The following is a 12,542-nucleotide window of genomic DNA, read 5'->3' as shown; positions in this document are numbered from 1 at the left end:
GGGAGAGCCGCCCGGTCCCGCAGCGCCGAGCGCCGGGGGACCGGGCGGCTCACTGTCAGCCCCGGGTGTCGCGCTCCTGGGCGCGGAGCGCACGCTCCACGCCGGCCAGGTTCTCGATCACGAGTCGGCGCAGCGCCGGGACCTCCGGGTTCGCGTCGAGCCAGGCGCGGGTGGCGTCGACGATCTCCTGCGAGGGCGTGGCGGCCGGGTAGAAGCCGACGACCAGATACTCGGCGATCTTGTAGCTCTTCGACTCCCAGAGGGTGCGGAGGGCGTCGAAGTAGACCGGGACCATCGCGTCGAGCAGGCGCGGGTCGGCGGCGCGCTGGAAGCCCAGGCCCGTCGAGCGGACGATCGTGTTCGGTGCCGAGTCGTCGGCCGTGACGGAGTCCCACGCCGCGCGCTTCGCCTCCGCGGTCGGCAGTGCGGCACGAGCGTGCGCGGCCGACTGCTGGCCGGTCGCCGTGTTGTCCGAGGCGAGCGCCGCGTCGATGTCGTCCGCACCGGCCCGCCCGCCGGCGACGAGAGCGATCAGCAGCTCCCAGCCGAGGTCGGTGTCGATGTCGAGGCCGCCGAGGGCGGTGGAGCCGTCGAGCAGCGCCTGCACGGCCTCGAGGTGCGCCGGGGTGGACGCGATCGCGGCGAAGAACTTCACGAACTGGAACTGCGCGTCGCTGCCCGGCTCGGCGCTCTGCGCGAGCGTCCACAGCTGATCGCCCGCCTCCTCGACGACCTCGGCCCGGTACTCCGGAGCGACGTACTGGGTGGCGGTGGCGACGAGCTGGTTGAGCACCGTCCGCAGGGTCGTGGACTCGGTCTCGGTCGCGACGTTGCCCAGGACGAGGCGGACGAAGTCGCGCGGCGCCGACTCGGCGTCGCGGGTCGAGTCCCAGACCGAGCCCCAGACCAGCGAGCGGGCCAGGGGGCTGTCGATGCTCGCGAGGTGCTCGACGGCCACGGCGAGCGAAGCGTCGTCGAGGCGGACCTTCGCGTAGGCGAGGTCGTCGTCGTTGAGCAGCACGAGCGCCGGACGGGTGCGGCCGATCAGCTCGGGCACCTCGGTGCGCTCCCCGTCGACGTCCAGCTCGAGGCGCTCGACGCGGACGAGGCGCTCGCCCTCGAAGTCGTACAGGCCGATCGCCAGGCGGTGCGGGCGGATCGTCGGGTACTCCTCGACCGCGGTCTGCAGGATCGCGAAGGACGCGATCGCTCCGCTCTCGTCGACCGCGATCTCGGGGCGGAGCGTGTTCACGCCGGCCGTCTCGAGCCACTGCGCCGACCACTCGGTGAGGTCGCGCCCGCTGGTGGCCTCCAGCTCGACCAGCAGGTCGCGCAGTTCCGTGTTCGAGAAGGCGTGCTTGACGAAGTACTCGTGGACGCCGGCCAGGAACTCCTTCTCGCCGACCCACGCGACGAGCTGCTTGAGCACCGAGGCGCCCTTGGCGTAGGTGATGCCGTCGAAGTTGACCTGGACGTCCTCGAGGTCGTTGATGGTCGCGACGATCGGGTGAGTCGAGGGCAGCTGGTCCTGGCGGTAGGCCCAGCTCTTCTCCATCGCGGCGAAGGTGGTCCACGCCTCGGTCCACTCCGTCGCCTCCGCGGTGGCGAGGGTGGAGGCGTACTCGGCGAACGACTCGTTGAGCCAGAGGTCGTTCCACCACTTCATCGTGACCAGGTCGCCGAACCACATGTGGGCGAGCTCGTGAAGGATCGTGACGACCCGGCGCTCCTTGATCGCGTCCGTCACCTTGGAGCGGAACACGTAGGTCTCGGTGAAGGTCACCGCTCCCGCGTTCTCCATCGCGCCCGCGTTGAACTCGGGGACGAACAGCTGGTCGTACTTCGCGAACGGGTACGGGACGCCGAACTTCTCCTCGTAGAAGGCGAAGCCCTGCTTCGTCTTCTCGAACACGTAGTCGGCGTCGAGGAAGGGCGCGAGCGAGGCCCGGGCGAAGACCCCCAGCGGGATGGTGCGGCCGTCGGAGGAGACGAGCGAGTCGGTCTCGACCACGTAGGGTCCGGCGACGAGGGCCGTGATGTAGGAGGAGATGCGCGGGGTGGGCTCGAAGCTCCAGGTCGCGATCCCCTCGCCCGCCGGGACCGGCTCGGGAGTGGGCTGGTTCGACACGACCTGCCACTGCGCGGGCGCGGTGACGGTGAAGCGGAACTCGGCCTTGAGGTCCGGCTGCTCGAACACCGCGAAGACGCGGCGGGAGTCGGGCACCTCGAACTGCGAGTACAGGTACACCTCGCCGTCGACGGGGTCGACGAAGCGGTGCAGGCCCTCGCCCGTGTTGGTGTAGAGCGCGTCGGCGACGACCGTGAGCTCGTTGTTCGCGGCCAGGACGTCGAGGCGGATCCGGACGCCGTCGGCGACGTCGGCGGGGTCGAGCTCCGCGCCGTTGAGGGTGACGGAGTGGACCGTGCCCGTGACGGCGTCGATGAAGCTCGAGGCGCCCTCGGTGGCGGAGAAGCGCACCGTGGTCGTGCTGAGGAAGGTCTCGGCTCCCCGGGTCAGGTCGAGGGCGATGTCGTAGTCGTGGACCTGGATCAGCGAGGCGCGCTCCTGCGCCTCGCTCCGGGTGAGGTTGTCTCCTGGCACGGGGGTGCTCCATCCGTTCGTCTCGGGCGCTGCCGCGGGCGCCGGGGTGCGGGCGCCGCCGATCCACCCTAGAGCTGCCGGGACCCGCCGTGGAGCCCCGTGGCGCCGATCCTGCGGAGCCGCCGGGGAGCGCGGACGCGGCCCCGGCGAGCGGCGTAGCGTGTCCCCATGACCTCTGTGGACTTCTGGTTCGACCCCTCCTGCCCGTGGGCCTGGATGACCTCGCGATTCGTGGACGAGGTGACCCCCGCGCGCGACCTCGACGTGCAGTGGCACATCATGAGCCTCGCCGTCCTCAACGAGGACAAGGACGTGGACGACTCGTACCGCGCCTTCCTCCCGCGCGCGCTGCGATACACCCGCCTGGTCGCCGCCGTCGCCGAGCGCGAGGGCCGCGAGCACGTCAAGCCGCTCTACGACGCGCTCGGCACCCGGATCCACCCGGGGGGGCGCACCGACGTCGACGCGGTGATCGCCGAGTCGCTCGCCGAGCTCGGCCTGCCTGCGGAGCTCGCCGCCCACGCCGACTCGGACGAGCACGACGAGCCGATGCGCGCCTCCCACTTCGACGGGATCGAGCGGGTCGGCCAGGACGTCGGCACCCCGGTCATCGCGATCGGCGACGTCGCCTTCTTCGGCCCCGTCATCTCGCCGATCCCGAGGGGCGAGCAGGCGCTGACCCTCTGGGACGGCATCGTCGCCGCCGCCTCCTTCGACGGCTTCTTCGAGCTCAAGCGCTCGCGGACCCGCGACCCGCAGTTCGACTGAGCCGACCCGCGGTACTCTGGCTCCCGGCCCGGGCACCGCGGGTCCCAGACGGCTCTTCCGGAGGAGTTCTCTCGTGCGCATCCACATCGCCACGGACCACGCAGGGCTGGACTTCAGCCGTCACCTGATCGAGCACCTCGGCGCCGCCGGTCACGACGTGATCGACCACGGCCCCACGTCCTACGACCCGCTGGACGACTACCCGTCCTTCTGCATCAACGCTGCCGCCGCGGTCGTCCGCGATCAGGAGGCGGGGGTCGAGGCTCTCGGCGTCGTCTTCGGCGGCTCGGGCAACGGCGAGCAGATCGCGGCGAACAAGGTCGCGGGCGTGCGCGCGGCCCTCGTGTGGAACCTGAGCACCGCCGTGCTGGCCCGCCAGCACAACGACGCGAACGTCATCTCGATCGGGGCCCGCCAGCACTCCGTCGAGGAGGCCACCGGCTTCATCGACGCGTTCGTCGCCGAGCCCTTCACCTTCGAGGAGCGGCACGTGCGCCGCATCGCGCAGCTCGCCGAGTACGAGGCCACCGGCGACATCGCCGGCCGGGTCGTCGACTCCGCCGCGAAGGAGCGCTGAGTGCCCGAGGGGCACTCCGTCCACCGGATCGCACTGCAGTTCGAGCGCGACGTCGTCGGGCACCGCGTCGCGACCAGCAGCCCCCAGGGCCGCTTCACCGAGGGAGCCGCGCTCCTCGACGGGCGCGAGGTCCTCGAGTCCACGGCCGTCGGCAAGCACCTGCTGCTGCGCTTCGAGGGCGACCTGACGCTGCACGTCCACCTCGGCCTCTACGGTGCGTGGGACTTCCTCGGGCACGTCTCGCCGCTGTTCCCGGACGGCAAGGCCGGCAGCAGCATCGGCGCTCCCCGGCGCCGCCGCGCCGTGCGCCTCTCCGAGACGGAGCACGAGACCGACTCCGATCTCGACGAGTTCCCGCCGCCGCCCGTGGGCGCGGTGCGCGTACGCATCATGACGGAGGAGACGGTCGCCGACCTGCGCGGCCCCACCGCCTGCGAGGTGATGGACCCCGCCCAGGTGGAGGCCCTCCTCGCCCGCCTCGGTCCGGATCCGGCCGACGACGACTCCGACGAGGCGCGCGACCGCTTCGTGAACCGGCTCCGCAGGACGGCGACGCCGGTCGGGCTGGTGCTGATGGACCAGTCCGTGGTCAGTGGCATCGGCAACATCTACCGCGCGGAGCTGCTCTACCGCGCCGGCCTCGACCCGCACACTCCCGGCAAGCAGGTGCCGCTGGAGCTCGCACAGGAGCTGTGGCGGGACTGGGCGGACCTGCTCGAGGACGGCATCCGGACCGGGATGATGATCACGCGCCGCGGCCTGACGAAGACCGAGCGCTCGAAAGCCGTCCGCAGCCGCGCCGAGCGCAACTACGTCTACAAGCGCGAGGGCCTGCCCTGCCGCGTCTGCGGCACGAACGTGCTGCTCGAGGAGATCGGCGCGCGCAAGCTCTACTGGTGCCCGGTGTGCCAGTCGTGAGCGCGGGTGGAGAGCGGTCGGCCCGGTCGCGCACCCGCCGAGCCGTCCGCCCCGCGCTCCGCGAGGCCGCCCGATGACCGGCGGTCTCCTGCTCCGGGGCGCCCGCCTCCTCGGCTCGTCCCGACCCGGTGCCGTGCTCCTGCGCGACGGCCGCGTGGAAGCGGTAGGACCGGACGCCGCCGCCGCCCCGGGCGACGAGGTGCGCGACCTCGACGGGCGCTGGGTGCTCCCCGGCCTCTGGGACGAGCACGTCCACTTCTCCCAGTGGGCGATGACGGCCCCGCGCCTGGACGTCTCGTCAGCCGACTCGGCCCGCGGAACGGCGGACGCGGTCCGACGTCGCCTGGCGGAGGAGCCCGGTACCGGCACGCTGATCGGCTTCGGCTTCCGCGACGGCCTCTGGCCGGAGCCGCCGACGACCGCGCTCCTGGACGAGGTCTCTCCGGAACGGCCCGTCGTGCTGATCAGCGGCGACCTGCACTGCGCCTGGCTGAACTCCGCCGCGTACCGGCGCTACGCCGTCGCTCCCGAGCCCGAGCTGCTGCGCGAGGACGCCTGCTTCGAGCTCGTCACCGCACTCGGCGCCCTCGGCGACGACGAGCTCGACGCACTCGCCGACGCTGCGGCGCGGCGGGCTGCGGCTCGCGGGGTGGTCGGCGTCGTCGACCTCGAGATGCGCTGGAATGTGGGGGACTGGCCCCGTCGCGTCGCTGGCGGAGCACGCTCCCTCCGCGTCGACACCGGCGTCTACCGCGACCACCTCGACCGCGCCCTCGCGGAGGGACTGCGCACTGGCGACGAACTCGACGGCGGTGACGGCCTGCTGCGGATGGGCCCGCTCAAGGTCCTGATCGACGGCTCCCTCAACACGAGGACCGCCTACTGCGCCCACCCCTACGCCGACCACGACGGCAACGGCGTCCTCACCGTGGAGCCCGCCGAGCTGGACGAGCTGCTCGCCCGCGCGGCCGCCGGGGGCATCCGCTCCACCGTGCACGCGATCGGAGACGCCGCGGCGACGCTGGCTCTGGACGCGCTCGGCCGGGTCGGCGGGGGCCGGATCGAGCACGCTCAGCTGCTCGCGGAGACCGACCTTCCGCGGTTCGCCGCGCTCGGCGTGGAGGCCGGAGTGCAGCCCGCGCACGCGCTCGACGACCGCGAGGTGGCGGAGCGGTACTGGCCGGGACGCACCGGCCGGGCGTTCCCGCTGCGCTCGCTGCTCGACTCCGGGGCCCGCGTGGTGCTCGGCTCGGACGCTCCGGTCGCTCCGCTCGACCCGTGGGTCGCGATCTCGGCCGCGGTCGCGCGGGCGCTGCCGGGCGACGAGCCCTGGCATCCGGAGCAGCGGGTGAGCGTCGAGGAGGCGATCGTCGCCTCGACCCGGGTGCGCCGGCTCACGCCCGCGGCCGGCGATCCCGCCGATCTGGTGGTGGTCGACCGCGATCCGCTCGCCGCCGATGCAGGAGCCCTCCGATCCATGCCGGTCGCCGCGACCCTCCTGGCGGGCCGCTTCACGCACGGCGGCTGACCCGCGCCCGTCGCGACTCCGGCTGCTCCGGATCGCGCGGACGGGCCGGGGAACGACGACGGCCCGCGGGATCCGAGGATCCGCGGGCCGGTCGAGGCGTGGTGCTCAGCTCTCGCTGACGTGGGCGAAGAGGAACCAGCGGTCCTTCTCGAGGCCGCGGCCGATCTCGATCGCGACGTCCTGGCTGCTCGCGTCGATCTCGGCGAGCTCGGCGATCGCCGTGTTGACGGTCGCGATGGCGACGTCCATCTGGCGGATGATCTCGACGATCGCGTTCTCGGAGCGCTGGAAGCCGGGGGTGAGGGGTTCGGACTGCGTCGCCGAGGCGACGGTCTGGATGCGGGCGTCGACCGGGAGGCCGAGGGCGACGACGCGCTCCGCGGCGAGGTCGGCCCACTCGATGGCGCGGCCGACGATCGCGTCGAGCAGCTCGTGGACGCCGATGAAGTTGGCGCCGCGGACGTGCCAGTGCGCCTGCTTGCCGTTGACGGCGAGCGCGGTCATCTCGACGACGACGGGGCTGAGGAACTGGGCGACTCCGGATGCGACATCCGGGTTCGACGAGGTGAGCGACGTGACGGACGTGGTGGACATCGTCTGGTCCTTTCGAGAGGGGGTGACTGATCGTCAACAGTACGCAGATCCCTCGGCGCCGCAAGGAAGCGCAGGCTCGGCTCAGTCCGGTGAAGGACAGGCTCACCTCGGTCGCGGAGGGGCGTCACGGGGGCTTTCCCCCGGGTGCCCGGAGCCGTGCCGCCGGTACGCTCGACCGGGTCGCGGCGGCGGCGGGAGCGGACAGGAGGCGCGGATGAGCGGAGCATCGACGGCCCTCGGCGAGGCCTCGCGCGCCTACCTCCGGCTCTGGCGCGGACTGCCCCGGGAGGTGCTCGCGCTGGTGGCCGCGATCCCGGTCGCCCTCCTCGGTGCCTTCTGCGCCGGCGTCGCGCTGGCCGTCGCGCTCGGGCTCGTCGGAGTCCTGATCGGCCTGGTGTTCCTGCCCGCCGCCCTCTACACGGCGCGCTTCTTCTCGCGGGCCGCCGTCGGCCTCGACGTGCTGGCCGGACGGCCCGCCGTCCCCCGGCCGCAGTGGCGGCGACCGCCCTCCGCCGTCACTCCCTCGACCTTCGCCCTCTACGGTCCGGTGATCGACGGGCACTACTGGCTCGCTCTCCTGCACACGCTCGTCGTGGCTCCGGTGCTCGCGCTGCTGTCCGGACTGCTCCTCGCGCTGTGGACCTGGGCGGGCCCGGGCACGGTGGCCGCCGCGCTCACGGGGGCCCCCGGTCCGGCCCGCCTGCTGGCCGAGAGCGGGGCCGCTCTGCTGGGCGCCCCGCAGCCTCCGGCGGGACTGGTCGCCGCGGCGACGGTCGCCACGACCGTCCTCTTCGTCTCGACCCTGCCGTTCGCCACCCGCGGCCTCTCCCTCCTGCACTGGCTGGTCGACTGTCTCCTGCTCGGCCCGTGGGAGTCGGAGGCGCTCCAGCGCGAGGTCGCCGAGCTGAGCGCCTCCCGCGGCGCAGCCGTCGCCGCCGAGGACCGCGCGCTGCGCCGGCTCGAGCGCGACATCCACGACGGCCCGCAGCAGCGCCTGATCCGGGTCCAGATGGACCTGGCCTCGGCCCGCAACCGACTCGCCGCCGACCCGGAGTCCGCCGCCCGCCTGGTCGACGAGGCTCGCGAGCACGTGCGCGCCGCGCTCGACGAGCTGCGCGCCCTCTCCCGCGGAGTGGCGCCGCCGATCCTGCAGGACCGGGGCTTCGAGGCGGCGGTGCACTCGCTCGCCGAGCTCAGCCCGGTGCCGGTCGAGGTCCTCACCGAGCACCCCGTGGCGGACGTCCCGCCCGAGGTCGAGCGCAGCGTCTACTTCGTCGTCGCCGAGCTGCTCGCCAACGCCTCCAAGCACTCCCGTGCCCGATCGGTGCGGGTGCACCTCGACACCCGCGACTCCGGCACTCCGGGGGAGCGATGGCTCGACGCCTGGGTGGTGGACGACGGAGTCGGCGGGGCGTCGCCGGTCGCCGGTCACGGTCTCGAGGGGGTCGGCGGGCGCGTCCGGGGCCTGCGCGGGATCCTGAGCGTGGAGTCGCCGGTCGGCGGGCCGACCACGGTCGGGGTGCACGTCCCCTACCGCCCGGCCGCCCTATCCTGAGGGCGTGCCCGTGATCCGCGTCGCCATCGCCGAGGACTCGGTCCTCCTGCGCGAGGGCCTGGTCCGCCTCTTCGAGGACGCGGGGTTCGCCTCCGTCGGCGCCTTCGGGGACGCGGACGCCCTGCTCGCCGATCTGGCGCGGGACGCGGCCGGGGTCGACGTCGCCGTGCTCGACGTCCGGATGCCGCCGACCTTCCGCGACGAGGGCGTCCGCGCGGCGCTGGAGATCCGCCGGCGCTACCCGCAGGTGTCGGTTCTGCTGCTCAGCCAGTACGTCGAGGTCACCTACGCGCAGGAGCTGCTCGGCTCCGGCGACGGCGGACTCGGCTACCTCTTGAAGGACCGGGTCGCCTCCGTGGAGGAGCTGCGCGACGCCGTCGAGCGCGTCGCAGCGGGCGGAACAGTCCTCGACCCGCAGGTCGTCGCCTCGCTCCTGCAGCGCAACCGCGACCCGCTCGCCTCGCTGACCCCGCGGGAGCGGGAGGTGCTGGAGCAGATGGCCCAGGGGCGCACGAACGCGGGCATCGCCTCCGCTCTCTTCGTCGGCGTGGGCGCCGTGGAGAAGAACGTGACCGCGATCTTCCAGAAGCTCGGGCTCGAGGACTCGGGCTCCGACCACCGGAGAAGAGGAGAACCCGATGCCGTCGAGTCCTGCGGAGGGCGCCCGCGTCCTCGCCCTGACCGGGGGACGCGCCCCGGAGATCGCCGACACCGCGTGGGTCGCTCCGGGCGCCACCGTGATCGGCTCCGTGCGCCTGGGGGAGCGGGCGAGCGTCTGGTACGGCGCCGTCCTGCGCGCGGAGCACGCGCGGATCGAGCTCGGCGCCGGCAGCAACCTCCAGGACGGCGTCGTCGTCCACGTCGACGCCGACTACGACGCGGTCATCGGCGCCGGAGTCTCGGTCGGGCACAACGCCGTGCTGCACGGCTGCACCCTCGAGGACGACGTGCTGGTCGGCATGAGCGCGACCGTCCTGAACGGGGCCGTCATCGGCACCGGCTCGCTGATCGCCGCGGGCGCCGTCGTCCTCGAGGGGACGGTCGTCCCGCCGGGCTCGCTCGTGGCGGGCGTCCCCGGGAGGGTCCGGCGGGTGCTGACGGAGGAGGAGCGCGAGGGCATCCGCCGGAACGCCGCCTCGTACCTCGCCCTGACGGAGGAGCACCGCGGCGCGGTCGGCTGAGCACGCCCGGAACGCCTCGGAACGACGAAGAGCCCCGGACATCCGGGGCTCTTCGAGAGGAGAGGGGCTGACGAGAATCGAACTCGCATCATCTGTTTGGAAGACAGAGGCTTTACCACTAAGCTACAGCCCCGGATCGGCGGCCTGACGACCGCGAACCGGTGCGACCGGGTCTCTCGACCGGGCACCAGGACAGCGTAGTACATCGCGCGAGCACCGTGGACACCCCGGTCGTCCTCCGCCGCGCGGTTCCGGTCGCCGCTGCCGCGGTGCAGTACACTTGCGAAGGCCATTTCGGCGTGTCGCGCAAGCGCACGTGCGGGGACGGCTCGACGAGAGTCTCACGCACGGTGCCCAGGCCCGCGCATCCGGGGCGTAGCTCAGCTTGGCTAGAGCGCCCGCTTTGGGAGCGGGAGGTCGCAGGTTCGAATCCTGTCGCCCCGACCACGAGTACTCATCGTGACGACATCGACCCGTGACGACCGTCATCCGGCGCCGACACCAACCAGCACAGGAGATCCCCTCACGTGAAGACCACGGTAGAACAGCTGAGCCCGACCCGCGTGAAGCTCGCGATTTCGGTCACCCCGGACGAGCTCGGCCCCAGCATCACGCACGCCTACGGCCACATCGCCGAGCAGATCAACGTCCCCGGCTTCCGCAAGGGCAAGGTCCCGCCCGCCATCGTCGACCAGCGCGTCGGCAAGGCCGCGGTGCTCGAGCACGCGGTCAACGAGGGCCTCGACGGCTTCTACCGCGAGGCCGTCCGCGAGACCGAGGTCCGCCCCCTGGGCCGCCCGCAGGCCGACATCGTCGCCTGGCCGAGCGACAAGGACTTCACCGGCGACCTCGAGCTCGCCATCGAGGTCGACGTGCGCCCCGAGATCACCGTCCCGGACTACGACGGCATCGAGCTCACCGTCGAGGCGGCCGAGGTCACCGACGCCGACGTCGACGCCGAGCTGGACAAGCTCCGCAGCCGCTTCGGCACCCTGGTCACCGTGGACCGCCCTGCGAAGACCGGCGACTTCGCGCAGATCGATCTGGTCGCCTCCATCGACGGCGTCGAGGTCGACACCGCCAACGCCATCTCGTACGAGCTGGGCTCGGGCGAGCTGATCGAGGGCATCGACGAGGCGCTCGACTCGCTCACCGCGGGCGAGAGCACCACGTTCACCGCTCCGCTGCTCGGCGGCGACCACGCCGGCGAGCAGGCCGAGATCGCCGTCGCGCTCACCGCCGTCAAGGAGCGCGAGCTCCCCGAGGCCGACGACGACTTCGCGCAGATCGCCAGCGAGTTCGACACCATCGCGGAGCTGCGCGAGTCGCTCAAGGAGCAGGCCGCTCAGCAGAAGACCTTCGGCCAGGGCGGCGAGGCCCGCGAGAAGCTCGTCGAGGCGCTGCTCGCCCTCGTCGAGGTCCCCGTGCCCGCCGGTCTCGTCGAGGACGAGGTGCACCGCCACCTCGAGGGCGAGAACCGCCTCGAGGACGACGAGCACCGCGCCGAGGTCAAGGAGGCCAGCGAGAAGACCTTCAAGACGCAGATCCTCCTCGACCACGTCGTCGAGCAGGAGAAGGTCCAGGTCAGCCAGGACGAGCTCACGCAGTACCTCATCCAGGGTGCGGCGCAGTACGGCATGGAGCCGAACGAGTTCATCAAGATCCTGTCCGAGAACAACCAGATCGGCCAGATGGTCGGCGAGGTCGCCCGCAACAAGGCGCTCGCGATCGTCCTCGGCAAGGCGAAGGTCACCGACACCGAGGGCAACGCCGTCGACCTGACCGCGTTCACCGCGGTCCCCGGTGACGACGAGGCCGTCGAGGCCTCCGACGAGGCCGTCGCCTCGGACGAGACCGAGGTCGCGGAGGAGGCTCAGGCCGCCGCCGACGCCGAGGTCCCCGCCGAGCCCGTCGCTGAGGAGCCCGTCGCCGAGGAGGAGCCCGCCCCGGCCCCCAAGAAGAAGCGCGCGCCGGCCAAGAAGAAGGCCGCCGCTCCCGCCGAGGAGACCCCGGCCGCGGAGTAGTCCCCGCGAGCACGTCAGGAGCCGCCCCCCGATCCGTCGGAGGGCGGCTCCTCTCGTTGCGGGGCTCCGGTCCGCCCCGGGCGAACACGGGCGACTCCCGCTCCGCCCCGGGCGAACACGGCCGGATCGGCCTGGCGGCGTCCGATAGATTCGCCTCCGAAGCGACAACTGAAACGGAGCAATACATGGCCGACATGGTTATGCCCAACAGTGTTTTCGACCGCCTGCTCAAGGACCGGATCATCTGGCTCGGTTCCGAGGTGCGCGACGAGAACGCGAACGAGATCGCCGCGAAGCTCCTGCTCCTGGCAGCCGAGGACTCCGAGCGGGACATCTACCTCTACATCAACTCGCCCGGCGGCTCCATCACCGCGGGCATGGCGATCTACGACACGATGCAGTTCGTCCCGAACGACATCGTGACCGTGGGCATCGGGATGGCGGCCTCCATGGGCCAGCTGCTCCTCACCGCCGGAACCCAGGGCAAGCGCTACATCACCCCGAACGCGCGGGTGCTCCTCCACCAGCCGCACGGCGGCTTCGGCGGCACGGCCTCCGACATCCAGACCCAGGCGCAGCTCATCCTCGACATGAAGAAGCGCCTCGCCGAGATCACCGCCAAGGCGACCGGCAAGACCGTCGAGCAGGTCAACGAGGACGGCGACCGCGACCGCTGGTTCAGCGCCGAGGAGGCCCTCGCCTACGGCTTCGTCGACCACATCCGCTCGTCGGCGACCGACGTGGCCGGCGGTGGCGGAACCGCCATCGACGAGTAGTCCAGCGAACGCGCCGAGA

General features: G+C 72.4%; 10 protein-coding genes, 2 tRNA genes and 1 pseudogene. 10 read left to right on the top strand and 3 right to left on the bottom strand.

Annotation, left to right across the window (positions count from 1 at the left end; genetic code table 11):
* Window positions 1-55: 55 nt before the first annotated feature.
* A complete protein-coding gene (gene pepN / locus C5C57_RS05115) occupies window positions 56-2,602 on the bottom strand; it encodes an aminopeptidase N (RefSeq protein WP_104273181.1) in 2,547 nt (848 codons plus the stop codon).
* Window positions 2,603-2,770: 168 nt separating this feature from the next.
* Here pepN and C5C57_RS05110 point away from each other — a divergent pair, with 168 nt between their 5' ends.
* From C5C57_RS05110 to C5C57_RS05095, 4 genes are all read left to right on the top strand, one after another.
* Window positions 2,771-3,370, top strand: a complete 600-nt coding sequence (locus C5C57_RS05110; RefSeq protein ID WP_104232533.1) for a DsbA family protein — start codon at window positions 2,771-2,773, stop codon at window positions 3,368-3,370.
* Between the two features lie 73 nt (window positions 3,371-3,443).
* Entirely contained in the window at window positions 3,444-3,947 is a 504-nt protein-coding gene (locus C5C57_RS05105) for a ribose-5-phosphate isomerase (RefSeq protein ID WP_104223700.1), read from the top strand.
* Window positions 3,948-4,865, top strand: a complete 918-nt coding sequence (locus C5C57_RS05100; protein ID WP_104262810.1) for an Fpg/Nei family DNA glycosylase — start codon at window positions 3,948-3,950, stop codon at window positions 4,863-4,865.
* A gap of 73 nt (window positions 4,866-4,938) precedes the next feature.
* Window positions 4,939-6,393, top strand: a complete 1,455-nt coding sequence (locus C5C57_RS05095) for an amidohydrolase (RefSeq protein ID WP_104226732.1) — start codon at window positions 4,939-4,941, stop codon at window positions 6,391-6,393.
* A 105-nt stretch (window positions 6,394-6,498) separates the two neighbouring features.
* Here the strand turns inward: C5C57_RS05095 and C5C57_RS05090 are convergent, their stop codons facing one another.
* Window positions 6,499-6,987, bottom strand: coding sequence for a Dps family protein (locus C5C57_RS05090; RefSeq protein ID WP_104226731.1), 489 nt, complete (start codon window positions 6,985-6,987; stop codon window positions 6,499-6,501).
* Between the two features lie 214 nt (window positions 6,988-7,201).
* Here C5C57_RS05090 and C5C57_RS05085 point away from each other — a divergent pair, with 214 nt between their 5' ends.
* From C5C57_RS05085 to C5C57_RS05075, 3 genes and pseudogenes are all read left to right on the top strand, one after another.
* A complete protein-coding gene (locus tag C5C57_RS05085) occupies window positions 7,202-8,542 on the top strand; it encodes a histidine kinase (protein ID WP_104297370.1) in 1,341 nt (446 codons plus the stop codon).
* 4 nt (window positions 8,543-8,546) lie between these two features.
* Window positions 8,547-9,167: pseudogene (locus C5C57_RS05080) on the top strand (response regulator transcription factor); the annotation flags it as partial.
* A 13-nt stretch (window positions 9,168-9,180) separates the two neighbouring features.
* Window positions 9,181-9,723 carry a gamma carbonic anhydrase family protein gene (locus C5C57_RS05075; protein ID WP_104297369.1) on the top strand — a complete coding sequence of 181 codons (543 nt, stop codon included), beginning with the start codon at window positions 9,181-9,183 and terminating at the stop codon, window positions 9,721-9,723.
* A 62-nt stretch (window positions 9,724-9,785) separates the two neighbouring features.
* Here the strand turns inward: C5C57_RS05075 and C5C57_RS05070 are convergent.
* Window positions 9,786-9,856: transfer RNA gene (locus C5C57_RS05070), tRNA-Gly, on the bottom strand.
* A gap of 236 nt (window positions 9,857-10,092) precedes the next feature.
* Between C5C57_RS05070 and C5C57_RS05065 the strand changes: the two genes are divergently transcribed.
* The 3 genes from C5C57_RS05065 (at window position 10,093) to C5C57_RS05055 (ending at window position 12,523) form a co-directional block, all read left to right on the top strand.
* A tRNA-Pro gene (locus tag C5C57_RS05065) sits at window positions 10,093-10,170 on the top strand.
* A gap of 80 nt (window positions 10,171-10,250) precedes the next feature.
* Window positions 10,251-11,747: a trigger factor gene (tig, locus tag C5C57_RS05060; protein ID WP_104297368.1), complete on the top strand. Its 1,497-nt coding sequence runs from the start codon at window positions 10,251-10,253 to the stop codon at window positions 11,745-11,747.
* 185 nt (window positions 11,748-11,932) lie between these two features.
* The gene (locus C5C57_RS05055) at window positions 11,933-12,523 is read left to right on the top strand and encodes an ATP-dependent Clp protease proteolytic subunit (protein ID WP_097165884.1); all 591 of its coding nucleotides are present in this window, start codon (window positions 11,933-11,935) and stop codon (window positions 12,521-12,523) included.
* Window positions 12,524-12,542 lie beyond the last annotated feature (19 nt).

This window comes from Rathayibacter sp. AY1C5, from assembly GCF_002931705.1.
Lineage (GTDB): Bacteria > Actinomycetota > Actinomycetes > Actinomycetales > Microbacteriaceae > Rathayibacter.
This window is presented reverse-complemented; position numbering and strand designations above follow the sequence as displayed.

What these genes read in the sequence shown, in the direction of transcription:
- C5C57_RS05110 (WP_104232533.1), top strand. Translation starts at nt 2,771, where the DNA reads ATGACCTCTGTGGACTTCTGGTTCGACCCCTCCTGCCCGTGGGCCTGG.
- C5C57_RS05095 (WP_104226732.1), top strand. Translation starts at nt 4,939, where the DNA reads ATGACCGGCGGTCTCCTGCTCCGGGGCGCCCGCCTCCTCGGCTCGTCC.
- C5C57_RS05090 (WP_104226731.1), bottom strand. Translation starts at nt 6,987, where the DNA reads ATGTCCACCACGTCCGTCACGTCGCTCACCTCGTCGAACCCGGATGTC.
- C5C57_RS05085 (WP_104297370.1), top strand. Translation starts at nt 7,202, where the DNA reads ATGAGCGGAGCATCGACGGCCCTCGGCGAGGCCTCGCGCGCCTACCTC.
- C5C57_RS05075 (WP_104297369.1), top strand. Translation starts at nt 9,181, where the DNA reads ATGCCGTCGAGTCCTGCGGAGGGCGCCCGCGTCCTCGCCCTGACCGGG.
- C5C57_RS05055 (WP_097165884.1), top strand. Translation starts at nt 11,933, where the DNA reads ATGGCCGACATGGTTATGCCCAACAGTGTTTTCGACCGCCTGCTCAAG.